The organism is Falsibacillus pallidus, from assembly GCF_050990905.1.
Lineage (GTDB): Bacteria > Bacillota > Bacilli > Bacillales > DSM-25281 > Falsibacillus > Falsibacillus pallidus_A.
Window position 1 is genome coordinate 2,335,273 of sequence record NZ_CP158866.1, and the last position, 23,154, is coordinate 2,358,426.

27 protein-coding genes are annotated in these 23,154 nt (G+C 41.1%); 4 read left to right on the forward strand and 23 right to left on the reverse strand.

Going from position 1 to position 23,154, the window contains the following annotated elements:
- Positions 1 to 18: 18 nt before the first annotated feature.
- The 5 genes from ABTV07_RS12295 to deoD all read right to left on the reverse strand — a co-directional run bounded on the left by ABTV07_RS12295 (position 19) and on the right by deoD (position 5,059).
- Complete coding sequence (locus tag ABTV07_RS12295; protein WP_433742674.1) at positions 19 to 975, reverse strand: LCP family protein; 957 nt, start codon at positions 973 to 975, stop codon at positions 19 to 21.
- 120 nt (positions 976 to 1,095) lie between these two features.
- Positions 1,096 to 2,562, reverse strand: coding sequence for a S41 family peptidase (locus ABTV07_RS12300; protein WP_433751212.1), 1,467 nt, complete (start codon positions 2,560 to 2,562; stop codon positions 1,096 to 1,098).
- Positions 2,563 to 2,700: 138 nt separating this feature from the next.
- Positions 2,701 to 3,273, reverse strand: a complete 573-nt coding sequence (locus ABTV07_RS12305) for a YitT family protein (protein WP_433742676.1) — start codon at positions 3,271 to 3,273, stop codon at positions 2,701 to 2,703.
- A gap of 123 nt (positions 3,274 to 3,396) precedes the next feature.
- Positions 3,397 to 4,248 carry a M15 family metallopeptidase gene (locus tag ABTV07_RS12310; RefSeq protein ID WP_433742678.1) on the reverse strand — a complete coding sequence of 284 codons (852 nt, stop codon included), beginning with the start codon at positions 4,246 to 4,248 and terminating at the stop codon, positions 3,397 to 3,399.
- A gap of 109 nt (positions 4,249 to 4,357) precedes the next feature.
- Positions 4,358 to 5,059 (reverse strand): purine-nucleoside phosphorylase, encoded by a 702-nt coding sequence (gene deoD / locus ABTV07_RS12315; RefSeq protein ID WP_433742679.1) that lies wholly within the window; start codon positions 5,057 to 5,059, stop codon positions 4,358 to 4,360.
- Positions 5,060 to 5,199: 140 nt separating this feature from the next.
- On the opposite strand from deoD, the gene ABTV07_RS12320 reads away from it, so the two are divergent.
- The gene (locus tag ABTV07_RS12320; RefSeq protein ID WP_433742680.1) at positions 5,200 to 5,343 is read left to right on the forward strand and encodes a hypothetical protein; all 144 of its coding nucleotides are present in this window, start codon (positions 5,200 to 5,202) and stop codon (positions 5,341 to 5,343) included.
- A 38-nt stretch (positions 5,344 to 5,381) separates the two neighbouring features.
- Here the strand turns inward: ABTV07_RS12320 and ABTV07_RS12325 are convergent, their stop codons facing one another.
- Positions 5,382 to 5,693 (reverse strand): hypothetical protein, encoded by a 312-nt coding sequence (locus tag ABTV07_RS12325; protein ID WP_433751214.1) that lies wholly within the window; start codon positions 5,691 to 5,693, stop codon positions 5,382 to 5,384.
- A gap of 148 nt (positions 5,694 to 5,841) precedes the next feature.
- Entirely contained in the window at positions 5,842 to 6,015 is a 174-nt protein-coding gene (locus ABTV07_RS12330; RefSeq protein WP_433742682.1) for a YozD family protein, read from the reverse strand.
- A gap of 158 nt (positions 6,016 to 6,173) precedes the next feature.
- Here ABTV07_RS12330 and ABTV07_RS12335 point away from each other — a divergent pair, with 158 nt between their 5' ends.
- Positions 6,174 to 6,344: a hypothetical protein gene (locus ABTV07_RS12335; RefSeq protein ID WP_433742684.1), complete on the forward strand. Its 171-nt coding sequence runs from the start codon at positions 6,174 to 6,176 to the stop codon at positions 6,342 to 6,344.
- On the opposite strand, the gene ABTV07_RS12340 is transcribed toward ABTV07_RS12335, so the two are convergent.
- The 11 genes from ABTV07_RS12340 to ABTV07_RS12390 form a co-directional block, all read right to left on the reverse strand.
- A complete protein-coding gene (locus ABTV07_RS12340; protein WP_433742686.1) occupies positions 6,319 to 6,969 on the reverse strand; it encodes a hypothetical protein in 651 nt (216 codons plus the stop codon). The two genes, ABTV07_RS12335 and ABTV07_RS12340, sit on opposite strands and share 26 nt — an antisense overlap.
- Positions 6,970 to 7,106: 137 nt before the next feature.
- On the reverse strand, positions 7,107 to 7,328 hold the full coding sequence (locus tag ABTV07_RS12345; protein ID WP_114745406.1) for a YozE family protein: 222 nt from the start codon (positions 7,326 to 7,328) through the stop codon (positions 7,107 to 7,109).
- A 78-nt stretch (positions 7,329 to 7,406) separates the two neighbouring features.
- Entirely contained in the window at positions 7,407 to 7,697 is a 291-nt protein-coding gene (locus ABTV07_RS12350) for a YokU family protein (protein WP_433742688.1), read from the reverse strand.
- Positions 7,690 to 9,102: a lysine 2,3-aminomutase gene (gene ablA, locus ABTV07_RS12355; protein WP_433742690.1), complete on the reverse strand. Its 1,413-nt coding sequence runs from the start codon at positions 9,100 to 9,102 to the stop codon at positions 7,690 to 7,692. The genes ABTV07_RS12350 and ablA overlap by 8 nt, the downstream gene beginning before the upstream one ends.
- A gap of 143 nt (positions 9,103 to 9,245) precedes the next feature.
- On the reverse strand, positions 9,246 to 10,634 hold the full coding sequence (locus tag ABTV07_RS12360) for a sigma-54 interaction domain-containing protein (protein WP_433742692.1): 1,389 nt from the start codon (positions 10,632 to 10,634) through the stop codon (positions 9,246 to 9,248).
- A gap of 49 nt (positions 10,635 to 10,683) precedes the next feature.
- Positions 10,684 to 11,547 carry a putative beta-lysine N-acetyltransferase gene (gene ablB, locus ABTV07_RS12365; RefSeq protein WP_433742694.1) on the reverse strand — a complete coding sequence of 288 codons (864 nt, stop codon included), beginning with the start codon at positions 11,545 to 11,547 and terminating at the stop codon, positions 10,684 to 10,686.
- Positions 11,548 to 11,664: 117 nt separating this feature from the next.
- Complete coding sequence (locus ABTV07_RS12370) at positions 11,665 to 13,083, reverse strand: aldehyde dehydrogenase family protein (protein WP_433742696.1); 1,419 nt, start codon at positions 13,081 to 13,083, stop codon at positions 11,665 to 11,667.
- A gap of 137 nt (positions 13,084 to 13,220) precedes the next feature.
- Positions 13,221 to 14,447 carry a peptidase gene (locus ABTV07_RS12375; protein ID WP_433751216.1) on the reverse strand — a complete coding sequence of 409 codons (1,227 nt, stop codon included), beginning with the start codon at positions 14,445 to 14,447 and terminating at the stop codon, positions 13,221 to 13,223.
- Positions 14,448 to 14,474: 27 nt separating this feature from the next.
- On the reverse strand, positions 14,475 to 15,158 hold the full coding sequence (locus ABTV07_RS12380; RefSeq protein WP_433742698.1) for a 3-oxoacid CoA-transferase subunit B: 684 nt from the start codon (positions 15,156 to 15,158) through the stop codon (positions 14,475 to 14,477).
- A complete protein-coding gene (locus ABTV07_RS12385; protein ID WP_433742700.1) occupies positions 15,137 to 15,835 on the reverse strand; it encodes a CoA transferase subunit A in 699 nt (232 codons plus the stop codon). The genes ABTV07_RS12380 and ABTV07_RS12385 overlap by 22 nt, the downstream gene beginning before the upstream one ends.
- Positions 15,819 to 17,183 carry an aspartate aminotransferase family protein gene (locus tag ABTV07_RS12390; protein ID WP_433742702.1) on the reverse strand — a complete coding sequence of 455 codons (1,365 nt, stop codon included), beginning with the start codon at positions 17,181 to 17,183 and terminating at the stop codon, positions 15,819 to 15,821. Before ABTV07_RS12390 ends, ABTV07_RS12385 begins: the two co-directional genes overlap by 17 nt.
- 234 nt (positions 17,184 to 17,417) lie before the next feature.
- Between ABTV07_RS12390 and ABTV07_RS12395 the strand changes: the two genes are divergently transcribed.
- Complete coding sequence (locus tag ABTV07_RS12395; RefSeq protein WP_433742704.1) at positions 17,418 to 19,244, forward strand: methyl-accepting chemotaxis protein; 1,827 nt, start codon at positions 17,418 to 17,420, stop codon at positions 19,242 to 19,244.
- Between the two features lie 77 nt (positions 19,245 to 19,321).
- Here the strand turns inward: ABTV07_RS12395 and ABTV07_RS12400 are convergent, their stop codons facing one another.
- Positions 19,322 to 19,459: a YjcZ family sporulation protein gene (locus tag ABTV07_RS12400; RefSeq protein ID WP_114745395.1), complete on the reverse strand. Its 138-nt coding sequence runs from the start codon at positions 19,457 to 19,459 to the stop codon at positions 19,322 to 19,324.
- 213 nt (positions 19,460 to 19,672) lie between these two features.
- On the opposite strand from ABTV07_RS12400, the gene ABTV07_RS12405 reads away from it, so the two are divergent.
- Positions 19,673 to 20,248 (forward strand): DUF502 domain-containing protein, encoded by a 576-nt coding sequence (locus ABTV07_RS12405; RefSeq protein WP_433742706.1) that lies wholly within the window; start codon positions 19,673 to 19,675, stop codon positions 20,246 to 20,248.
- A gap of 32 nt (positions 20,249 to 20,280) precedes the next feature.
- Here ABTV07_RS12405 and ABTV07_RS12410 read toward each other — a convergent pair whose 3' ends face one another.
- From ABTV07_RS12410 to rsgA, 4 genes are all read right to left on the reverse strand, one after another.
- On the reverse strand, positions 20,281 to 20,793 hold the full coding sequence (locus ABTV07_RS12410; RefSeq protein WP_433742707.1) for a PTS sugar transporter subunit IIA: 513 nt from the start codon (positions 20,791 to 20,793) through the stop codon (positions 20,281 to 20,283).
- Between the two features lie 216 nt (positions 20,794 to 21,009).
- A complete protein-coding gene (gene msrB, locus ABTV07_RS12415; RefSeq protein WP_433742708.1) occupies positions 21,010 to 21,453 on the reverse strand; it encodes a peptide-methionine (R)-S-oxide reductase MsrB in 444 nt (147 codons plus the stop codon).
- On the reverse strand, positions 21,450 to 21,992 hold the full coding sequence (msrA, locus tag ABTV07_RS12420) for a peptide-methionine (S)-S-oxide reductase MsrA (protein WP_433742709.1): 543 nt from the start codon (positions 21,990 to 21,992) through the stop codon (positions 21,450 to 21,452). The genes msrB and msrA overlap by 4 nt, the downstream gene beginning before the upstream one ends.
- Before the next feature lie 91 nt (positions 21,993 to 22,083).
- On the reverse strand, positions 22,084 to 23,145 hold the full coding sequence (gene rsgA / locus ABTV07_RS12425; RefSeq protein WP_433742711.1) for a ribosome small subunit-dependent GTPase A: 1,062 nt from the start codon (positions 23,143 to 23,145) through the stop codon (positions 22,084 to 22,086).
- Positions 23,146 to 23,154 lie beyond the last annotated feature (9 nt).

Sequence of the window (23,154 nt, forward strand, 5' to 3'; positions counted from 1 at the left end):
TGCCCTCCTTTTTATTTATTATTTGCCGTTAACCAATGAATCTGTTCCGAGGAACTGTTGAAGTGCTGTTTTGTTCAGTTTTTCATCATATTTCAGTACTAATCCCGCATGATCTGTCATTTTATCATTAAAGCTATTATTCACTGGAATCCGAAGCGATTGAACATCTTGGATTGGATGAAGCATGATATTCATACCATATTCAATCATATTAGGAAAGGAAATATCCGTTTCAACCACCTCTTTTCCGCTTCTTATCATAGAAAGTGTAGTGGAGACCCCTTTTCCGTTTTGCATCTTTTCCATGACTTTATCCTTTATTTTGCTGATGACTTCCTGCTGCCTGTCGACCCTGCCGAAATCATTGTTTCCATCGTGGCGGAACCTTACATATTGAAGTAATTCAGCACTATGAAGATTCTGCTCACCAGGATTAATTTTCCAATGAAAATAATCAATCATTTCAGGCGAAACATTTACTTTGATTCCCTCAGGTATCAATTCATCAATAAGTTTTGTGAACCCTTCAAAATTGATCAAAGCTACATGATTTATTTTTATACCGAAATTTTTTTCAATAGTTTCTTTCATTAGATCCTTTCCGCCCCAAGAGTAAGCGTGGTTAATTTTACTATAGCCGTATCCAGGGATATTCATGTAGGAATCACGCATGATCGAAACCACTTTCATTTGATTACGTCCAGGATCATACCGGGTAAGCATGATACTATCGGATCTCGCGGCTTCTTCTTTTCGCTGGTCTGATCCTAATATAAGAATTGTAATTGGCTCTTTTTTTTGAGGGAGGAGGGTTGTATCTTCAAGGATTGTCGGGATTTTTACGAAAGTATTTTTTTGTTCATCGAGCTTGTCAGCTCCTGCTTCCTTTTCTCCAAAGTTGATGAGGCCTGGTTTCCAAGATGTATATAGGCTGGCTAGACCGATTAAAATTAAAATCAAATAGACTTTGCGCATTTCTTCACCGCTTTCTTTTTTACCTATCTTCATTGTAGGAAAAGAAGCGGGTTTCTATTCAGGACAGTATCAGGAAGGCATAAAAATGCCCCGGCATTATTAGCCGGGGCACGTGCTTCTTTATTTCTTTTCTTTTTGCAATACTTCAACTGCTTTCTTCACTTGGGTATCGTTTTGGAGAATCTTTTCGCGAACCTTCTCCATGAGGTCCATTGTGGACTCGCCTTTTAGTACCCCATCAGCAGACAATTTATTATTTTCCTGGAATTTCTTCACCGCATTTTCGGTGTTTTCATCAAAGTAGCCATCTACTTTTCCTGGATCGAGTCCGATTGCCTTGAGCATTTCTTCAGCAGCTTTTACTTCGCTTGAGACCATCTCTTTTTTCAATTCCTTATCTGGATTCAGATATGGCAGATTGGCGTAATCCGGAAGCTTAGCTTCAACATCAGGCATGATGCCTTTCGTATGGATCCAATCACCGTTTGGCGTCAGCCATTTAGCTGTGGTGAATTTAATATTAGAGCCATCATTGAAATCGGAAGCAGTCTGAACAGTCCCTTTTCCAAATGACTTTTCACCAACCAATGGTATGTTCGCCGATTGGCTGACAGCAGCTGCAAATATTTCAGATGCACTGGCACTTCCTCCATCAATAAGGACAGATACAGGAACATCAATTTTCTTCCCGCCTTCAGCAGCGATTTTCTCCCTTTTTCCATTCCTGTCTTCCACTTGCAGGATCAATTTGCCTTCTGGAACAAATAGGTTGGAGATTTTGATCGCTTGATCCAGCAGACCGCCAGGATTTTGCCTTAAGTCAATGACAAGCCCCTTCATTCCTTGTTTTTCCATATCTGCCAGGGCATCCTGTAATTCTTTATAGGTGTTTTCAGAGAAGCTTGTGATCTGGACTTTGGCAATGCCATTATCCATCATTTCAGCATTCACTGTATTTAATGGGATATCATCCCTGGTAATTTTAATTTCTGTTGGTTCATCGCTTCCAGCCTTCTGTACAGACAATGTTACATCTGTACCTTTCTTGCCACGAATCAGCATGACTGCATCTGTTGCACTCATGCCATGAATGGACTTCCCATCCACCGCAAGGATGATGTCATTTGGCTTGATGCCTGCTTTTTCAGCTGGAGAGCCTTTGATTGGAGAAACAACTACAATATTTCCATCCTTCTCCTGAATTTCAGCTCCGATTCCCTGAAATGAGGAGGAAATGCTTTCATGGAATTTTTCTGCTTCTTCTTTTGTCATATAATCAGAATAAGGGTCGTCCAAGGATTCAATCATCCCGTTAATGGCGCCATTCACTAATTTATCCTGATCGATGTCTTTGTAATAGTCTTTTTTCAATTCATCATATGTGTCATAAAGTTTTTTAAATTCGGTTCTCTCCGGAACCCCTACATTCACTGCTTTTTCATCACCGAATGCCAATGCGAATGTTGTTATGCCTGCCGTAGCAAAAACAAGGAAAAACATTAGCATGACAAAGGAAAATTTCCGCATTTTTATAAAACCCGAGTGGTTTTCCTGGGCTGATTCTACTTCCTTTTTTTCATTTTCCATGACGTTCACCACTTTCGTTCCTGTATACAATGATGCGAAAAACGGTCGTTCTTTTGCAAACATCGTTTTGTATAGAATAGCATGTTTCATTTCACTTTAACAATTAAAAATGGATTAAATTCTCTATCTATAGCAAGTTTATTGCAATTTCATCGACATTAAAGACGTAACACAGCCGACAGAAGAAACTGCAAGCAATGAATATAGGAACGCATCTTTTCCTATGAGAAAGGCACCTGTCGTGATAATGGCAGCATCCATCGTAAAAATGATCAAACCTATATTCCAGCCCTTTTTCCTTCCGATTATCTGAGCAAGCAGATCAACGCCGCCTGAGGCAGCCTCTGCCCATAATAGCAGTCCTATGCCTATTCCTACACAGATCCCTCCGATTACTGCACTGATAATAATGGGGAATCTCACCCAAGCTGAAACAGGTAATAATAAATCAATCAAGAAAGAGGAAAGCAGCATTCCGTGAAGGCTGTTAAAAAACAATGGACGATATGTAAACCATGCGATGATGTATAGCGGAATGCTTAGTACTATCATGCTCAGCCCGGGCTGCACATGAAAAACATAGTGCATGATCAAGCCCACCCCTATCATCCCGCCATCCAAAAGCTGATGCGGGACAAAAAAACCATTGATCCCAAATGCTATAAATAAACTGCCTGCTAATAAAAGGAGTATTTTTCGAATGTTCTTCATCCCCTAAATGTTTGTCCATATTAACAATGTATGTTCGTATGGGACAATTAAGAAATGAAACATTTGCGTTAGATATATCAAAGGAAAAGGACAGGGTACCCTGTCCTTTTTAATAATCGGTCTTTATACTTTCTTTACATGCTGAAAATATTCTTCCAGTGTCCAGTTGTGAGAATAGATTTCCGTTGCGGCTTTTTCCCCAACATAACGGAAATGCCAAGGTTCATATTCATAGCCTGTGATATTTTCTTTCCCTTTTGGATAGCGAAGGATGAAACCATATTCATGGGCATGTTCCCTTAGCCATTTCCCTTCAGCCGTTTGTTCAAAGTGTTCAGTAAGGAGCATATTTTCTCCCTTGCTCGTTATATCCATTGCAAGACCTGATTGGTGCTCGCTTTCGCCAGGGATAGCTACCGCCTGTACGGCTTTTTCTTCCCCTACACTTTTAATCTCAGCTTTTAGGAGTGCATCCTGTCTGCTGTAGGAACGATATCCTGATGCAGCATACAGTTCAATCCCTTCTTTTTTTGCAGCATTGAACATTTTTTCTAAATGTGAAGCTGCTTCTGCTCTCATATGGCTTTTTTCGATGTCCTGGTCACCAAATGAAAAGGCAACTTGCGGGCGAACAAGATCTGCTGGAATATAAGTAGATGGAAGTGTATATTCTTTGTTCACCAATGCAAGAACATTGGAGGAATTTTGAATGACCTTTTTGCCATCAACTTCTTTGATATCATTAAATTGTTCTTCATTTAGGACCAAGCCTGCCGGCATCTCTTGATTATCATTTTGATTTTGTCCATCTGCAGATCCTTGTGAAGGGACATTTTGATTGGGATCTGATTTTGTTTGGGTTGCTGGAGTTTCCTGCGGTTCTGCTGAATGCTCTCCGGTAAGCTTGTCCAAGTAAGGTACGCTGCATCCGCTTAAAAGCATTGCAGCTGAAGTCAACATGATTATGCGTTTCATTACCATTCACCTTTTTTCTCTTTCAAATTTCAACTATACCATCATAACATGGCCGCCAAAAAAGAAAAGCATGAAAAAGGACCCGTCCATTGGACAGATCCTTTCCACTTTACTTAATCGCTGCTTCTAATGCCACTTCAATCATCTCATTGAAAGTCGTTTGTCTTTCATGGGCAGTTGTTTCTTCACCTGTGATGATGTGATCGCTGACAGTCAAAACAGAGAGAGCATTTCTGCCGTATTTAGCGGCAAGCGTATAAAGGGCGGAAGTTTCCATTTCTAATGCTAAAATCCCATACTGCGCCCATTTCTCATGATCTGCATTATCGTTATAGAACATATCTGCAGTGAATACATTACCCACTTTCAGATTTAGTCCTTTTTCCATTCCAGCATCGTAGGCACGCTTCAACAAGTCAAAGTTAGCTGTAGGAGAATAATCAATTCCTCCAAAAGTCAGACGGTTCATTTGAGAATCTGTAGATGATGTCATTGCCAAAATGACGTCTCGAACCTTAACGTCTTTTTGAATAGCTCCGCATGTACCTACACGGATAAGATTTTGCACATTATAACTCTGCATTAATTCATTGATGTAGATGGAGATGGAAGGCACACCCATTCCTGTCCCTTGAACCGAAATGCGCTTTCCTTTATATGTTCCGGTATATCCAAACATATTCCGTACTTCATTGTAGCAGACTGCTCCTTCAAGGAAAGTCTCAGCAATGTATTTTGCACGTAAAGGATCTCCAGGAAGCAAGACCGTTTCCGCAATTTCATTTTCTTTTGCACCGATATGTATACTCATTATTTATTCCTCCTTGAAAATGATCAGCAGGACAATTGTAAGCTTTTTTCGTTCGACATGCAATATTTGGCGGCGAGTTGTCTCTATAGACCGGGTACAATAATAAGGCAGTGCATCAATAAATGTTTGGAGGAATCGTTTTGGGAAAAAAACACCGTAATCGAATCAATGGTCAAAAGAAAAACAACCATATACCTGCTGATCAAATCGTGGCTGAACATGAAGCACATGCAAAAGAAAATACTTCTGATAAACGCAAAAATGGCCCTGGACATCAACTTTAATTCGAAATAAAGCCAGAGAAGCAATTGCTCTCTGGCTCTTATCGCAGGTGCACGCGGTTTATCTTCTTCCATCCGCCTGATTTCAGTTGAAAGTAATGCTGACCTCCCCTATATTCATCAATTAAAACTATATCCCCCGTCCCCATGAACCTTCCATTAAATTCATTTGGCATAAGATCAGGTACACTGAATTTCTTGAACAAAAAATTTAGGGCCTCTTCATGGCTTCTTGATAAAATGATTGTCCTGAACACTTGGCTGTAACCTTTTTCCTGTCCATATTCCGGTGTTTGGAACAAGGTTAAATCCATTTCCTTTTCCAATGACTTCCGGATCCTCAACTTTTCCATCAATGCCAATTTCAGCACCTCCAATTTTCCTCTTTACAAAACAATTCAAAGCGGGCAGCGTCGAATCCTTTATCAAATCCACACTAGTTTTGTCGAAATAATAAAAAAGGCGCCTCCCCTTAAATATGGAGAAGCGCCTTGACTGTTTTTATCCTATTTCTTCCTCTTCATCTATGATGCACTTTTCAATCAAGTAATCGAACGTAATATCTGCAATCTCTTCCAGTTCCTCTTCTGTAGGGACATAGCCCCTCATTACAAGTTGATGAAGGAAGAATTCTGCAATTTCTTCTGTATCAATATACACTTCAATTTCCCGCATCATGTCGCCCCCTATGATTACTGGATAAGATTTTTTAATATTGTTGCCAAGTTTCTATAAAATGTATGTTCAAGCCATGTTGGTTATGCAGAAATCAGTCATTTTTCCCTTGTACAAGCATATTGTATAACATCACACTTCTTCAGGAGGAATGTTGGATGAAAAAAGCTGCCATAACAATCGATTCCATTTGCAATGATCTTGGAAACCCGGAAGGATACATACTCAAATTTATGGAGAAGTTCTTATCAATCCTGTTTAAGATCTTTCTGGCAGCATCCATTCCTGCTGCCATTTATATAATCAATGCTTTTCTTGCCCTTCATTAAAAATGGAGGAAAGATTCTTTAACTGCTGCAGGGTATTTTTTTGTTTCTGTTTATATGCAGGATCTTTGAACATGGCATATAATATTTGATAATCATTATACGTATCCAAGAGCCTATCAATATTAACCTGGTGGTTTTTCGGCGGCGCTGGCAGCAGCGCCGTTTTTTTCTGCGGGTAGATCCATCCATATTTTTTTACGACAGCATCGGCATGTTCCGAATCAGCAATCAATATTAATTCATCTTCATCTGCTTCAAGCCATTCTCCATCAATCAACCTTGTGAGTTCATAAATGATATCTTCCCATGCGTCTTCTTTATATCGCCAGATTTCAGTCCTGAAACCCACCACTTTAAATAGATCATTTCCATATCCCTTTACTTGGACAAGGTCTCCGAAAAAAAATTTATATTCGATGTCAATTTGTTCGGCATCCACAACATTGCCTTCATACTCTGATAAAAGGATCAGACTCTGCTCCGTAAATAGCCCTTCATTATAATTCACTTCGTAAAGAAATTGATTATCCAATTCCTTGATGTTCGTTACTTTTCCCACTGTGCCGTATAGAGTGACAACAATCGTATCGCCTATTTTGAATTTTGGCGGCTGCTGATTATTCATATCCTCCCGTCCCCTTTATGATTCCCGACATAAAGATATTTTTATTTATTATATGCAGCTAGAAAAATTCCGCTTACTGAAAAGGAAAAAAACTATAGTAAAAAAAAAGACCGCCTTTTTGGACGGTCCATAAGAAATCATGATTCTGAAAGAATATACAATTCCCAAGCTTCGTCAAAGATGGACATAGATTTAAGATATTGGCCATTCAACTCCAGATAGCCGCTTAATTCATGGTAATCTTTTGACCCTTTTGGGAATGCATGGTCGTCGTATGCATCATTTGCAAAAACAGAGATGTCATCCTTCGGTTCTGGATGCCTATATTTCAGTAAAAAATGATAAAAAGATTTATTCATATCAAACGCCTGCCTAAAAAGTTCTTTCTTTTTATCCTAAACTATAACGCAATGGGGGCTTTCCGTAAAGATATGTGATCACTGCGTAAAATCGAAGTAGTTCCTTTTTAGGAGTCTAGGCATTTGCATTAACTCTTCATACAATACTTCTTTTCCAAGCTTCGACCGATCAATCAGGAACAATTGGTCCTCAATTTCTTTGACCATTGCTTCTTTTTGATATTCCATTCCGCATGATACGCAGCATGCAGTTGGCGTCTCTTTTATTTCAACAGCCCTTGTTCCTTCCGGCAGTTCCCAATATACCGATCTTTTCTCCAATTTTACATCGTCGCTTCCGCACCATTCACAAGATAATTTTTCACTCATTTGCAGGCTTCTCCTTTTGATCCATTTTTGCGAGCTGTGCTTTGTATTTCTTATCCTTCAATACATCTCTTTTCTCGCGATAATCTTTCAATGAAGCATGCTCCGGATTTTCTACATAGGTTTTCCTGCGGTGAATTCGGTTTATCCCTTCAGGTATGAGCGTCATTGCTTTGTCTTTCATCAAACCTGCAATGCCAGCTGTTGATTCGTATTCATCCATTTCCGGGTAAATTCCCCTAAAATAATCATCTGCCCGCCCTGGGGTATAATCTTCAGGTTCTGGATAAGTCGTAATGACCCCTTCAAAATTCCTTAGAACCACTTTATCAGCACTTTGAGAAATCAAATAGTTTGGCTGAAGTGAGATTTTCCCTCCTCCTCCAGGTGCATCAACGACGAACGTAGGGACCGCATACCCGGACGTATGTCCCCTTAGCCCTTCGATGATTTCCAGCCCCTTTGAAACCGGAGCACGAAAATGACCGATTCCCTCGGATAAATCACATTGATAGATATAGTATGGACGCACTCTGATTTTAACTAAATCATGCATCAGTTTTTTCATGATGGCAACGCTGTCATTGATGCCTGCAAGTATAACAGATTGGTTCCCTACCGGCACTCCTGCATTTGCAAGCATTTCACATGCCTTTTTAGACTCTTCTGTAATCTCTATTGAAGTATTAAAATGTGTATTGAGCCAAACAGGATGATATTTTTTCAAGATATTACAGAGATTTTCCGTAATCCTTTGTGGAAATACAACTGGAGCACGTGTACCGATTCTGATTATCTCCACGTGATCGATTTCCCTCAAATTCTTTAATACATATTCAAGGATCTGGTCATTGATCAAAAGCCCGTCTCCGCCGGAGATTAGGACATCCCTGACTTGAGGTGTATCCCTGATATAAGATATGGCTGCATCCAGCTGTTTTTTAGGAACCCCCATCCCAATCTGTCCGGAAAATCTTCTCCTGGTGCAATAGCGGCAATACATTGAGCACTGATTTGTCACAAGAAACAGGACTCGATCAGGATACCGATGTGTCAATCCGGGCACTGGTGAATCCTCATCCTCATGCAGAGGATCTTCCAAATCATATTTTGTCTTGTGGAGTTCATTGGATACCGGGACAGACTGCATCCTGATCGGGCACCTGACATCATCCGGATCCATTAACGATGCATAATAGGGCGTGATGTTCAACGGAATCGTTTTGGTGGAAATCTTCACGCCTTCTTCTTCATCTTCAGTCAAGTTGACTACTTTTTTTAGATCATCCAGCGTGCGGATGGTATTGGTCAGCTGCCATAGCCAATCATTCCACTGCTCTTCTGTTACATCTTTCCATAATTCGATATCTTTCCAATGCCTCTTTGGTTTAAATAAATTGAATTTCATGCCCATCCCTCCAAGTCCTTCTTGCTTATTAGTATGCAAGTTTCATGCCAACACATCTATTCCGTTGAAATTAAACTATGTAGGCACAGAGAATTGGGTGAATAGGAAGAAAAAGAAATAAGACCGCCGAAAATTCGGCAGCCTTATTTCATCATTTGATATTTTTTTATTTTGTACTGAAGGGTCTGACGAGGTATAGCCAAAAGTTCTGCAGCTTTAGAAATATTATGATCTGAATTGTCGAGAGCCTTCTTAATATAATTTTTTTCAGCTTGCTGCATGTAAATATTCAACGAAGGCGGTTCTTCCATTTCCATTTTCAGAGCGTGACTCCCCTTATGGAATGTCGGAGGCAAATCCCTTACAAGCAATATACTTTCTTCTGCAAAGTTCATCATGTATTCTATTGTATTTTTCAATTCGCGGATATTCCCGGGCCAATTGTAATTCAGGAATTTCTTTTCAAGCCCGGGGTCAATCCCACTGATTTCTTTAGTAAAAGAAGAATTGAACATTTCAATGAAGGCATTTGTCAGCATTTTAATATCTTCTTTTCGATCACGAAGCGGAGGAAGAAAAAATGAAAGGACATTTAAACGATAATAAAGATCAGGTCTGAGTTTCTCCTCTTCCATTGCAGCAAGGGGCTCTTTATTCATCGCTGCCATTACTCTGACATCTATTTGAATTGTTTTGGCTGAACCCAGTCTCCGAATTTTCTTTTCTTCCAACACCCTGAGCAGTTTTGCCTGCAATTCCAGCGGCATGGCATGCAATTCATCTAAAAATATGGTACCTCCATTAGCCAGCTCGAATAATCCCGGTTTTTCTACAGCCCCGGTATAGCTTCCTCTTGAAGTGCCGAACAAAATGCTGTCAAGCAGAGTTTCTGGCAAGGATGCACAGTTTTGTGCAATAAATGGACCTTTTGAACGGGGTGAAGAATGATGGATGGATTGCACAAACAATTCTTTTCCTACACCACTTTCTCCATAAACCAATATAGGGGAGTCAGACCAGGATGCTTTTTGCGCCAATTGTATCTGATGTTGGAAATGGGGATCACTGGTGAGAATATCATTAAATGTATAGAGTCTATTGGAAGATGGGGCGATTGCTTTACGACCATTCTTCTTTATCGTTTGAAGTTCCATCAGCTGTTCAGCCATTTTCTTCAGCTTCGTATAATCTTTTGAAATTTCAACGGCTCCGATAAGTTGATCCTTTATATATAATGGAAACGTCGTATTGACGGTTTCAATTCTTGTTCCATGGATATTTTCATAGGATTGAGGAACATCTTTTATTATTTGACCGGTTTTGATGACCTTTAACAATGTGCTGGAATCTTCAGATAAAGTTGGGAAAACCTCAAATATGTGTTTGCCGATTACTTCTTCAGCCCGCACCCCATCATTGGAGGCAGCTATTTCATTATAAAATATTGTTTTGCCTGTAATATCAATAGCGTGGATGCCTTCATCAATGCCATTGATGATCGATTGAAATATTCCATGCCAGCTTGTCTCCATAATGAACACCTGCCCTTTTTAAACTATATGAGCAGGTGCCGGATTTTAGTCATGTTCCTGCCGAAATTCCGGCAGTGCTTAAGTCTTTCACCCATACATTCATATCTTCAAGCTTGTCATAGATATAGCAATTATTTTTCAGCCTACCCCTATATCCATACCCAAGCTGATAAAATGCCAAATTCATTCCAAAGGATAACGATCTGGCAATCGTGTAGCTGCAGAAAATCTGGCTGCTTCTCAACTCTTCCTCCAATGCAGATAAAATGTATTTCATCAGGCCACCCTTCCGATGATCGGGATCTGTCGCACAATCGGTAAGCTCCGCATTATGATAAAAGTGGTTGATTTCAGCTGATGCAGCACTAATGATCGTCCCATTCTTTTCAGCACAGTAAAAGGTGGTTCCATCCCCCATGGACTTTCTTACATATTCGGGATCATGGATGGGAACAGGATAGATGGAAAAAACCTTCTTATATAAATTTGAAAGTGATTCAGAATCCGATAGATCAGCTTTCCTGATATTGATGGACAAGTCAGGCAATTTGGTTATAGGCTTAACTTCTGAAGCGAGGACTTGCTGGACGATTTTCTCTTCTTCTTCCCAAAAGAGTTCACGCTGCCGCTCTGCCGAATTATATTTCACAAAAAAATAGGCGGGACTTCCATTAAAATAGTTATCTATCATTGCTTCGAGTACATATCCATGGGCTAACATTAACTTCATGTCTTCCTGTTTTGCTTTAATGATCAATTTTTCATATTTGGTCCCATCCTGTGAGGACAGGTATGTCAAAAGTGAAGCTGTTTTCCCAACATATTCATCGACACGGATCCTTTTATTCACTTCATCAAAGTAAACAGACGCACCAAAATCTATGTCTGCATGCCAAAATGATATCTGCTCCATTCTCCCCATCCCTTCAAAAAAAACTGACCCACTTTGCTAAAAATGATGGTTTACAGTTCAGAAGATCTGCAATTCCCGGCAGTCATTTTCAACACAGTGAGTCAGTCTGAATCATTATTATAGTTTAAAGCTGACTAATTTCAGCTCCATCATCTCTTCAACGGCATATTTAATGCCTTCACGGCCCATACCGCTCAATTTTACGCCTCCGTATGGCATTTGATCCACACGGAAAGTCGGGATTTCATTGATCATAACACCGCCCACATGCAGTTCATTGGCTGCTTTGAAAGCCTTTTGGACATCCTTTGTAAAAACCCCTGCCTGAAGTCCATAATCGGAATCATTGACCATTTCAATTGCCTCATCAAAATTCTTGAAAGCATTGATATGGACGACTGGTGCAAAAACTTCTGCACATGAAACCTTTTCATCAAGTGGTACATTCAGAAGTAAAGTAGGCTCCAGGATTTCATCATTTACTTCCCCGCCTGCAGCCAATTCTGCACCTTTAGCCAGTGCACTGTCGATCCACTCTTTTGCCCGTTTTACATCATCTGGTGAAATCATGGCAGATACATCCGTTTCATCTTCAAGCGGACTGCCGATTTTTAACTTCTTGGTTTCTTCCTTGATTTTTTCTACGAACTCCTCATATAGAGATTCATGGACGAACACCCGTTGAACTGAAATGCATACTTGCCCCTGATAGGAAAAAGCACCTGTGACAATTCGGGGTACAACCTCATTCAAATCTGAATCTTCATCTACAACTACTGCAGAATTCGATCCCAATTCAAGGGTCACTCGTTTCAAACCGGAATTCTCCCTTATCCACTGGCCGACGGAAGGACTCCCAGTGAATGTGACCATTTTGATCCGTTCATCAGATATCAAAACACCACCGATTTTCTTCCCGCTGCCCGATATGACATTGAGTGCTCCCGCGGGCAGGCCAGCTTCATGAAAATATTGAGCAATCTTATAGGAAGACAGCGGTGTTTGGGTTGCAGGCTTCAGGACGACAGCGTTGCCAGCCGCAATAGCCGGCCCAACCTTATGGGCCACGAGATTCATCGGGAAATTAAATGGGGTGATGGCAGCGATCACTCCGAGAGGCTCTTTGACCGTATAGCCCATTCGTCCTTCCCCGCCAGGTGCAGCATCCATCGGGATAGTCTCCCCGTAGATTTTCCGCGCCTCAATGGCTGCAAATTTATAGGTCATAATGGTGCGGTCTACTTCAGAACGGGCAGCTTTCATCGGTTTGGAAGCTTCCCTGGCTATAATCTTTGCACATTCCTCTTTATCTTTTTCAATCATTCCTGCCACTTTTTCAAGGATTTCAGCCCGCTGATGAGCAGGCATCTTTTTCATTTTTTCAAATGCACTTTGAGCAGCAGCTACTGCAGATTTAACTTGTTTCTCTTCTGCCACAGCCACTTCAGCAATCTTGGACTGTCCATATGGTGACAGCAAATCAGAATATTGGTCAGTCTCTACCCATTCTCCGTTAATCCATAAATCTTGTTTCATCTTCATCCTCCTCTTGCGAAATCTAGAATAGAATCGATAATGAAAAAATTGATATTCCTGGTTAAATCATATCATGAACGAAGGCAGGAGGTATTTCTCCACGCTTACTGTTTACCCATTCTTTGATCATTCATTCCTCACTTGCACCAATGCCAAATCGTCAAGGCTATGACTTCTGCAGCTTCAAATACTTTTTTCAGTTCAATGAATTCATTTGCTTCATGTGCCGCTTCGGTTGTCCCGGGACCAAATACAATCACTGGTATGTCTCCGCCTTTCGAGAGGATGCCTCCGTCGGTCCCCCATGGGGAGGCTTCAATGACAGGTTTGACTCCATATATATTGGAGAAGGCATCTTCCATACAATGGAGGAAGGAATGATTGATATCAAGATCTCCCGGCTGCCACCTCCCGCCAAACCATTCAAGTTTAGGGGGATGTGCCAGCAGCCACTCATCTTCTTTTATAATGGAAGCGAGGCATTCTTCCATTTCCTGTTCAGCTGCTTCCATCGATTCAGATGGCGCCACGCCCATCCTTCCTTCGATGATGGCCGTATCAGGAACGGATGATGGCCAAGATCCGCTATTGATTTTCCCAATATTGATTGGTATCGGTATCGGAATGTCCTTAAAGAGGGGATCATTTATCCTGCCATTTCTGAGAGTTTCAAGATTTTGCAAAGCAGAAATGACCTTCATGGATTTTTCGATGGCATTTACCCCTTCATATCTCGTGCCGCCGTGGGCGGATTTGCCTTTAATTGTAATCCTGAACCACATAGACCCCTGCTGCTTAATGAACATTTTCATGTTTGTCGGTTCAGGAATGATGGCACCTTCCGCTTTATAGCCTCTTAAGAGCGCTGCAAGAGTTCCTGCCCCACCGCTTTCTTCCTCTATCACACTCTGAAAAATAACATCGCCCTTCAAGGTCACGTCCAATTCTTTTAAAGCTTGAATAGCCAGTAAAAGTGAGACGCTTCCCCCTTTCATATCTGTAGATCCCCGTCCGTATAGCTTTCCATCCTTTATCATCCCGCTATACGGATCATCCGTCCAATCCTTTTCATCACCCTCAGGCACTACATCGATGTGGCCATTTAAGATGATAGACTTCCCGCCGCCTTTTCCTTTCCAAACAGCACAAATATTTGGGTTTCCCTCAAAGCTGTCTCTATCACAGCGGAAAAATGCATGATGTTCCAATTCTTTTCGATTGATATCCCATATATCCAATTCCAGGCCCAATTCCCTGCATTTTTCAATCATTACTGCTTGTGCATTATATTCATGGCCCCTGATGCTTCTTTCCTGTACCAGTCTCTGCAGAAGTTTTGTACCCATGGCCTCATGTTCTGACATCCATTTCTTAATTTGAAGCTGCACTATCTACACTCCTTCTATATAAGATTCTGGAATATATCGGATCTGTTCCGAAAGTGAAAAATCAGCATCGGTTTTTCCTTTAATTTCATCTATTGAATATGGTTCAAATATATCGGTTAAGACAAGCCCCTCATTGACTAAATGGAATACGCCTAAATCTGTTATGATCATGTCCACACATTTCCTCGAAGTCAATGGAAGCTTGCATGATTTAACCAGCTTGCTGTTTCCGTATTTATCGGTATGAGTCATTACGACAACCACCTTTTTAGCTCTTGCTGCAAGTTCAGTTGCCCCTCCGATTCCCGGCACCCTTTTCCCCGGGACGATCCAATTGGCCAGATCGCCCTTCTCGCTGACTTCTAAAGAACCAAGAATGGTCATGTCTATATAACCTTTACGGATCATTCCAAAAGCAGTGGCAGAATCAAAATAGGCACCACCTTGATTGAGCGTTACAGGAAAGCCGCCTGCATTACATAGATTTTCATCTTCCTGCATCAAGGGCGGGCTTGACCCCATGCCGAGTATCCCATTTTCCGCCTGAAACATGACAAACCTGTCAGGATGCAGGAAATCAGGAATTAGAGAGGGAATGCCTATTCCTAAGTTGACGATCATTCCATCCTTGATTTCTTCCGCTGCCCTTTTTGCCATTTTGATCTTCATTTCTTTTCCCATGCCCATGTCCAGTTCACTCCCTTTGAAGGAACAACCATATCTACAAATACACCAGGCGTTATGATTTCTTCAGCACATATACTCCCGAAAGGTACAATTTCTTCCGCCTCCACTATTGTCCATTCCCCTGCCATTGCTACGATAGGATTGGTGTTCCTGGCACTTTTGTCATAAATTAAATTGCCGAATTCATCCGCTTTTTTGGCATATAAAATACTGACTTGTGCATTCAAAGCCGTTTCAATCACACACTTTTTTTGCCCGATGGTGATTGTTTCTTTTCCTTCTGACAAGTATTCATTATCTGCGCCGATTTCAGTGACGATTCCTTCAAGCCCTACTCCGCCAGCCCTCATCCTTTCAGCAAGGATCCCTTGAGGCGAAAATTCCACTTCCATCTGGCCATTGCTCATCAGTTCCCCTGCAATTGGATTGGATCCAATATGGGAGGCTATTACTTTTTTCACTCTCTTGTTTTTGATCAATTGACCAATCCCGATATCAGGAAATCCGGTATCATTTCCGATCAAAGTAATATTTTTGATTCCCTTTTCTAATATCGACGTAATCAATCCCGGTGGTGAACCGACCCCTCCAAATCCGCCGAACATGATCGTCATTCCATCAAAAAAATGCTCCATTGCCTCTTCCATTGAGACAACTTTGTTATATGGTTTCTTCATGTTCATCTCCGCTTTCAACGTGATTCTTTTCTATGGATTCAAATGTTTTTCTGAGTCTTCTGACCAACTCATCAATCTCTCGTTTAGTTATATTAATAGGAGGAGCGATGATCACAGCATCCCCGCTCCGGCCATCAATCCCCGAAGCTGCCGGATATAAAAGAAGACCATTTATGTTCGCAGTCCACACAATTTTGTTTGTAAAGGCACCTCCAGGGGAAAAAGATTCCTTCGTCCCACAATCCTTTACGAATTCCACTCCGATAAGCAGACCTTTTCCCCTGATTTCTCCTATAAAGTTAAATTGCTTGGACAATTTTTGAAGAGCTGCCTTCAAGTACTGTCCTTTTTCCTCTACCATGTCCATCCAATTCTCTTCATCAATCAACTTAAGGACAGCTGCAGCCGCTGCACAAGAGAGTGGATTTGCACTGAATGTATGCCCGCTCATGATGGATTTAGTTCCATCCCATATTGGTTTCATTACCTTGTCGCTTACAACCGCCGCGGCAATCGGAGCGTAGCCAGCACCAAGCCCCTTTCCCAGCGCTGCAATATCCGGTTTGACCCCCCAGTGGTCAAGTGCAAGCATTTTCCCTGTCCTTCCACACCCTGTCATAACTTCATCAGCGACAAATAAAATGTCATAGTTATCACAGATTTCTTTAATTTTTTCATAATAGCCTTCTGGCGGCGTTATGGCTCCCCCTGCCGCTCCAATGACAGGCTCTACAATGATGCAGGCAATATTCTCAGCACCAAGCCGTTTGATAATGGTTTCCAGATAGGAGGCACAATGCAGCTGACAACTCGGGTATTCTTTCCCATATGGACATCTATAGCAATAGGGCGGTTCGAAGACTGGCCAATCCTCCAATATCGAACTGAACTTTTCCCTCCTTGCGGGGTGACCGGACATAGATAGTGCCCCCATCGTAATGCCATGGTAGCTCATCCATCTTGAAATGACCTTTGTTTTTTTCGGCATACCTTTTTCAAGCCAATATTGAAGGGCTATTTTAATAGCAGTTTCAGTTGCTTCTGATCCGCTATTGACAAAAAAGGACGAATTTAAATGACCATCCGTCTTCTCAGAAATCAATGATGCCAATTCTTCCGCTGCCTTGCTTGTAAATTGGGAACGGTAAACGAAAGCAACTTTTTCTGCCTGATTTTGCATCGCCTGGATGACTTCTGTCCGGCCATGTCCGATATTTGCCGTGACTGCCCCCGAGCAGGCATCCAAATACTCTTTTCCTTCCACATCATAAATATAGATGCCTTTACCGTAGTCGACTTCTGCATACTCTCCGTCAAGAAGTGGTTTGATTAAATGGGAACGAGGCAACTCCATCCCTCCTGCCTTTCAAACATTTACGTTCTCCTATAAGTCTATGTCACTCTCTATTTATTCTTTCTAGGAATTTTTAAATACTCTAAGAGGAAATCATTCTAATTTTTTCTAAACTTTGGTTTTTCGACAAATATTATGAATATTTAGTAGAAAATTCTCAAAGGAATGTATAGAATGAAAATAAGTCAAAATTGACTAGGGATATTGACATATAGGGGGAGGACAAGATTGAAAAAAGAAAAGCAGATTTTCTCTTTTAAGAAGTCGAAAAAGATACAAGAGAAAACAGAAAAAAAAGAGAGAAAACCTAAAAAACAAAAAGAAAAACAAAGAAGCGTCAAAGGCATTTGGCATTATACACAAACCATTCGTGGCCGCGTCGTACTTTCTTTTGGATTTTTAACCATCCTATTAATTGCACTCACTCTGATTTCCTATTTCAATATGAGGGCCCTAGAGCAAGAAATCAATAGAGTAGTCAGTCACGATATGCTTGTACATAGCGATATTCAAGATCTCTCCAAATCCCTTGTGGATATTGAGGACGGGGCAAGGGGATATGTACTGACTGGGGAAGAAGGCCAGCTCGCACCTTATGGAAATGGCAAAAATAATGTAGAAAATCAATTGAAGGCACTTGAACCATTATTAAAGGACCAGGCAGCTCAATCAAAAAAATTAGAAAATGTAAAAAACTATTATAATTTCTGGATAGGCTGGATCGACCGCATCATAGAATCAAGAAGATACGGAACTCAAAAAGAAGCCACTCTGCAAATCTCTACTTCTCAAGGAAACAATTATATGCAGTACTTGAGAAAAGATATTCAATCCATGATTGACGAACAGAAGAGTTTTACAAAAGAGAGAATCGACTCATTACACAGACAAGTGCTTCTCTCACAGGCTGTGACACTCGGTGTTTCCATCCTGGCTGTCGTACTGACAGTATTATTCTCTATCGTGATATCCAGGAACATCCGGGCAAATACACGGAAAATCAGCAAATCCATACTGGAAATTGCAAGCGCAGGCGGGGATCTTACAAAAAGAATCCAGGTAAAATCGAATGATGAGCTTGCCGGTCTTGCAAGGGATACAAATGTATTGATCGACGGAATTGCTTCCTTAGTAAGGGAAGTATCCAAAATGGCCGAAAATGTATCTGCCAGCAGCGAAGAGCTCTTGGCATCATCAGAAGAGACTTCAAAGACCATCATGTCAATTGCGGAAACATCTACTGAAATTGCTGTAGGAAGTGAAAAAACCACATCACAGATGGAAGTGTCCGTCAACAAGATGAACTTGTTAGAAAAATCTGCAGGCAGATTGAATGATAATGCTGAAAAAGTGAAATTGGCAGCCTCCCAAATGCGCTCTGCTGCAGAACATGGGGGTTCCTCGGTCAAGTCTTCTTCACTGAAAATGATGTCAATTGAAGAAACAATGGCCAATACTACTTCTACAGTAGAATCATTGGGCAAAAAATCAACTGAAATCACGAAGATCATCAACACAATCACTGATATATCAGAACAGACCAATTTGCTTGCATTGAATGCGGCTATTGAAGCGGCTCGCGCAGGTGAACATGGAAGAGGATTTGCAGTAGTTGCAGATGAGGTGCGGAAGCTTGCGGAGCAGTCGCAAAATGCTGCCAAAGAAGTGACGGGAATTGTCCGCTCCATCCAGCAAGAGGTTAAAACAATCATTACGCAGAACCAAGAAGGCGTCAAAGCAGTTATTGAAGGTGTGGAGATCTCAAATGAAACCACTTCTTCCCTGGATAACATTTTGAAACAATCACAGGATACATTCATAATCATTGATGAAATGGTTGAACAGATTCACCAGACTTTGCATCTGAGCCAAGATGTAGCAGAAGCATTTGCATCGGTTAGTGAAATTGCTGAAAGTACAGCTGCCAACACTGAAATGACTGCTGCCGCCTCAGAAGAAGGATCTGCCGCAATGGAGCAAGTGACAGCGTCTGCTTCAGAATTATCTAAACAAGCAGAAAATCTAAGGGATTTGATTTCCAATTTCAAAATCTGATTAGAATATATCTATTCTAAAAAAAGCTGGCCTTCCTGTTTATCAGGAAGGCCAGTTCATTTTATCCATTAATTTTATTATCTAGGGCAGTAGCAGACTGCGCCAATGATGATCAACAAAATAAACAACACAACGATCAACGCAAACCAATTGCCTCCGCCGCATGGATATGCATAACCAGGCGTGCAGCATCCAGCACCATAACCATAGTACATATCTTTCACTCCTCAGTGATGAATAATCATTCTACAATGCTACTTTATGATAATCGTCCATTGTCTGTATGTGCATTCGCCCAGTTCTTAAATTTTTTTTTATGACATTTGCCCCTGCTCCCACTTCTTTTTGCAGCTAGATTTATCTTTTCACTTAAGCATCCTAAAGGTATAATGTCTTTATGTTTGTTTTTAGAGGAGTGGAAAACATCGATGAAATCCTTGGCAAAAAACTTTCTAAATGGCGTGTTGACTGTAATCCCCATTGTCCTCGTCATCTATGTAATTTATAAACTGTTTGTGTTTTTTGACAGTATATTAGGAAACGTCCTCCGCCCCCATTTTCCACATTATATTCCGGGCATTGGACTTATCGCTACACTCATCATCATCACGATTCTTGGATGGCTGTCCACAAAGCTTGTGACTGGGACCATCATAAAATTAATTGATAGGCTTTTAGCAAAGATCCCATTAGTCAAGACCATTTATTCCGTGATTAAAGACACAGTCAATTCTTTTTTAGGCGATAAAAAATCATTCTCGAAAGTTGTGACATTCACTTTTCCAGGGACAGCAGTAAAAAGCATTGGCTTCATCACATCTGAAAACCTGGAACAATTCTATAGCCCATTTGAAAATTATTGTGCAGTATACATCCCTCAAACGTTCCAAGTTGCTGGCTTCACTCTCCTGATCCCAAAGGAAGATCTCGAAATCATCGACGTAAAGCCGGAAGAAGCAATGAAATTTATCCTTTCCGGAGGAATGACATCAAAAACAGATTAGCTTTAAAATAAAAAAGCCCGCTTTGGGCTTTTTTATTTTACCTTAATATCCATTACCACATCACTCTCGGCTTTGACTTGATCAACTTCTCTCATCTTCAAAACTTCAATATCATCACCATTGGTCACAATGATCGGAGATATGATGCTCGAAGCCTTTTCATTGATTAACTGGATATCAAAGGTTACCAGGGAATCCCCTTTTTTCACTTTATCCCCTTCAGAGACCATTGCTTCAAAGCCCTCTCCATTCATCGAAACTGTTTCCAGTCCGATGTGAATCAATACTTCTGCACCATTTTCAGCTTTTAATCCAACAGCGTGCTTTGTAGGGAATAACTGCATGACTGTTCCATCAAATGGTGCAACAGCCACCCCTTCAGAAGGTTCGATTGCAAAACCATCTCCCATCATCCTTTGGGAAAAAACCGGATCAGGCACTTCTTCCAAAGGGAGGATCTTACCTGTCATTGGAGCAAACAAATCTACATTTTTATCAGCTTCACCTTTTTTTCCAAACAATTTATTCAGCATTTTCGTCACCATCCTATATACCTCTTATAGACCAAAATCATAGGGATAAAACCTAATAAGAAAAGCGCAAGCGCCCTGAAAAGCCCCGACCAGCATAAGACGGAACTCAAAGGAAATCCTGATTTCCGTAGAGTTATGGCTTATGACTCGAGGGGCTGGGGGCTGGAGCTGGACAGAGATTCACCCTGATTTTTTATGCTTTCTTATCATTCTAAAAAAGAACAGCGATTATCGCTGTCCCTTTTCGAATAATTTCATGTATTCCCCGTAGCCTTCTTTTTGCATATCCTTCAACGGGATGAATTTCAAGGCTGCAGAATTAATGCAGTAGCGAAGGCCGTCCGGTCCTGGACCATCATCAAATACATGTCCCAGATGCGACTCCCCTTTATTGCTCCTTACTTCTTTCCTGACCATAAAGTGGCTGAAATCATCTTTCTCGTATACCTCTTCCTGCTTCAACGGTTTTGAAAAAGATGGCCATCCGCATCCTGCATCGAATTTATCCTTTGAACTGAAAAGTGGTTCTCCGGAAACGACATCAACATAGATCCCATCCTCAAATACGTTCCAATAATCATTTTGAAAAGGAGGCTCAGTACCATTGTTCTGAGTCACTTCATATTGAATGGGGGTCAATTTCACTTTAAGTTTTTCCTTATTTTTGTTCATTCTTGATCACTCCAATGGGTTTTAATAAATGATTCTCTCCCCGAACCTTTATGATAGGCATTGTAGTGAGAAGGGTTTTTTTTATAATATTTCTGATGGTATTCTTCTGCAGGATAAAAGGCCTTGGCAGGCAAAATCTCTGTGGCAATCGGTTTGTTAAATCTGCCGCTCTTTTCAAGCTGCTCTTTTGAATTTAAAGCAATTTCTTTTTGCTGATCTGAATGGTAGAAAATCGCTGTCTGATAAGATTTTCCACGATCATAGAATTGACCGCCGGGATCGGTCGGATCAATCTGCTGCCAATATACCTCCAACAGCTTTTCATATGGAAAGAGTACAGGGTCAAAAGTGATTTGCACGGCTTCGAAATGACCTGTCGTTTCTGAACATACTTCTTGGTAAGATGGGTTTTCAGTATAGCCCCCAGTGTACCCTGATACAACCTTTTCAATGCCGGGCTGTTCATCGAAAGGCTTGACCATGCACCAAAAACAGCCGCCAGCAAATGTTGCAAGCTCGAAATTCCCCTGAAGAGACATAGCCTATCAATCCTTTCAGATAAAGTCTATTTTCTTTATTGATGGCATTTTATCGCTTTTTTATGCAGAAGTAAACGATAACGCTCAGTATTTATCGTTTTCTTGGGGGATTCGAACTTTGGCTGATTTTTTTCCACTTCTTCCGTTCCTCGCTCTGTGCTCGTTTATCCGTTTTACGGTCCAAGTAGGCTAATTCCCTTTGAAGCTTCAAATAGCTTTGAAAACGGGATTCATCGAGCTCCCCTTCTTGGATCGCCTCCCTGATGGCACAGCCCGGCTCGGATTGGTGTGTGCAATTCCTGAAGCGGCACTTGTCTGCAAGAAGATCTACATCAGAAAAGCCGGAATGGAGCCCCTCGCTGCTTTCCCAAAGTTGTATCTCTCTCATTCCAGGAGTATCAATAATGCATGAGCCGTTTTCTAAAACAAACAACTCTCTATATGTCGTAGTATGCTTTCCTTTACTGTCATCTTCTCTGATTTCCTGGACCAGTTGTTTTTGATACCCGATAAGATGGTTCAACAAGGTTGATTTCCCCACTCCTGAAGACCCGATCAGGGCTGCAGTTTTACCCGGTTGAAGATATCGGGCAACTTCATCCAGACCTGTGCCCGTTTTGATGCTAATCGGAATGATTGGGACACCCATTGCGATACTTTCCACTTCCTGAACCGCTGTTTCAATATTTTCACATAAATCGGATTTGCTTAAGATAATGATTGGATTGGCTCCGCTTTCCCATGCAAGGATCAAATAGCGCTCCAAACGGCGCAAATTTAAATCATCATTCAGAGAAGTCACAATCATCAATTCATCTATATTGACAGCAACAATTTGTTCTTCTGTCTCGTTTCCGGCTTTTTTCCTTGAAAACTTGCTGTTTCGGTTCAAAACTTTTTCTATGATTCCTTTGTCTTCTCCGGTCCGTTCTTTCACAGCCACCCAGTCCCCGACAGATGGATAGTCGCTGGATAAAATGGATTGATAATGAAACTTCCCTGAAATTTCACATAGCCATTCCCCATGCTCTGTAATGACTTTATACATTTTTTTGTGTTCAAGGACCACGCGCCCCAACACATATCCGTCCTCATAATTTTTAAACTGGTCCAAAATATTTTGTGGTGCATTAATGATTAATTGTGTATTCAAATGTATTTC

Bases quoted from the DNA above. Each gene is read 5' to 3' on its own strand.
- ABTV07_RS12295 (WP_433742674.1), bottom strand. From the start codon at position 975: ATGCGCAAAGTCTATTTGATTTTAATTTTAATCGGTCTAGCCAGCCTA.
- ABTV07_RS12300 (WP_433751212.1), bottom strand. From the start codon at position 2,562: ATGGAAAATGAAAAAAAGGAAGTAGAATCAGCCCAGGAAAACCACTCG.
- ABTV07_RS12305 (WP_433742676.1), bottom strand. From the start codon at position 3,273: ATGAAGAACATTCGAAAAATACTCCTTTTATTAGCAGGCAGTTTATTT.
- ABTV07_RS12310 (WP_433742678.1), bottom strand. From the start codon at position 4,248: ATGAAACGCATAATCATGTTGACTTCAGCTGCAATGCTTTTAAGCGGA.
- deoD (WP_433742679.1), bottom strand. From the start codon at position 5,059: ATGAGTATACATATCGGTGCAAAAGAAAATGAAATTGCGGAAACGGTC.
- ABTV07_RS12325 (WP_433751214.1), bottom strand. From the start codon at position 5,693: ATGGAAAAGTTGAGGATCCGGAAGTCATTGGAAAAGGAAATGGATTTA.
- ABTV07_RS12330 (WP_433742682.1), bottom strand. From the start codon at position 6,015: ATGCGGGAAATTGAAGTGTATATTGATACAGAAGAAATTGCAGAATTC.
- ABTV07_RS12335 (WP_433742684.1), top strand. From the start codon at position 6,174: ATGAAAAAAGCTGCCATAACAATCGATTCCATTTGCAATGATCTTGGA.
- ABTV07_RS12340 (WP_433742686.1), bottom strand. From the start codon at position 6,969: ATGAATAATCAGCAGCCGCCAAAATTCAAAATAGGCGATACGATTGTT.
- ABTV07_RS12345 (WP_114745406.1), bottom strand. From the start codon at position 7,328: ATGAATAAATCTTTTTATCATTTTTTACTGAAATATAGGCATCCAGAA.
- ABTV07_RS12350 (WP_433742688.1), bottom strand. From the start codon at position 7,697: ATGAGTGAAAAATTATCTTGTGAATGGTGCGGAAGCGACGATGTAAAA.
- ablA (WP_433742690.1), bottom strand. From the start codon at position 9,102: ATGAAATTCAATTTATTTAAACCAAAGAGGCATTGGAAAGATATCGAA.
- ABTV07_RS12360 (WP_433742692.1), bottom strand. From the start codon at position 10,634: ATGGAGACAAGCTGGCATGGAATATTTCAATCGATCATCAATGGCATT.
- ablB (WP_433742694.1), bottom strand. From the start codon at position 11,547: ATGGAGCAGATATCATTTTGGCATGCAGACATAGATTTTGGTGCGTCT.
- ABTV07_RS12370 (WP_433742696.1), bottom strand. From the start codon at position 13,083: ATGAAACAAGATTTATGGATTAACGGAGAATGGGTAGAGACTGACCAA.
- ABTV07_RS12375 (WP_433751216.1), bottom strand. From the start codon at position 14,447: ATGTCAGAACATGAGGCCATGGGTACAAAACTTCTGCAGAGACTGGTA.
- ABTV07_RS12380 (WP_433742698.1), bottom strand. From the start codon at position 15,158: ATGGGCATGGGAAAAGAAATGAAGATCAAAATGGCAAAAAGGGCAGCG.
- ABTV07_RS12385 (WP_433742700.1), bottom strand. From the start codon at position 15,835: ATGAAGAAACCATATAACAAAGTTGTCTCAATGGAAGAGGCAATGGAG.
- ABTV07_RS12400 (WP_114745395.1), bottom strand. From the start codon at position 19,459: ATGTACTATGGTTATGGTGCTGGATGCTGCACGCCTGGTTATGCATAT.
- ABTV07_RS12405 (WP_433742706.1), top strand. From the start codon at position 19,673: ATGAAATCCTTGGCAAAAAACTTTCTAAATGGCGTGTTGACTGTAATC.
- ABTV07_RS12410 (WP_433742707.1), bottom strand. From the start codon at position 20,793: ATGGTGACGAAAATGCTGAATAAATTGTTTGGAAAAAAAGGTGAAGCT.
- msrB (WP_433742708.1), bottom strand. From the start codon at position 21,453: ATGAACAAAAATAAGGAAAAACTTAAAGTGAAATTGACCCCCATTCAA.
- msrA (WP_433742709.1), bottom strand. From the start codon at position 21,992: ATGTCTCTTCAGGGGAATTTCGAGCTTGCAACATTTGCTGGCGGCTGT.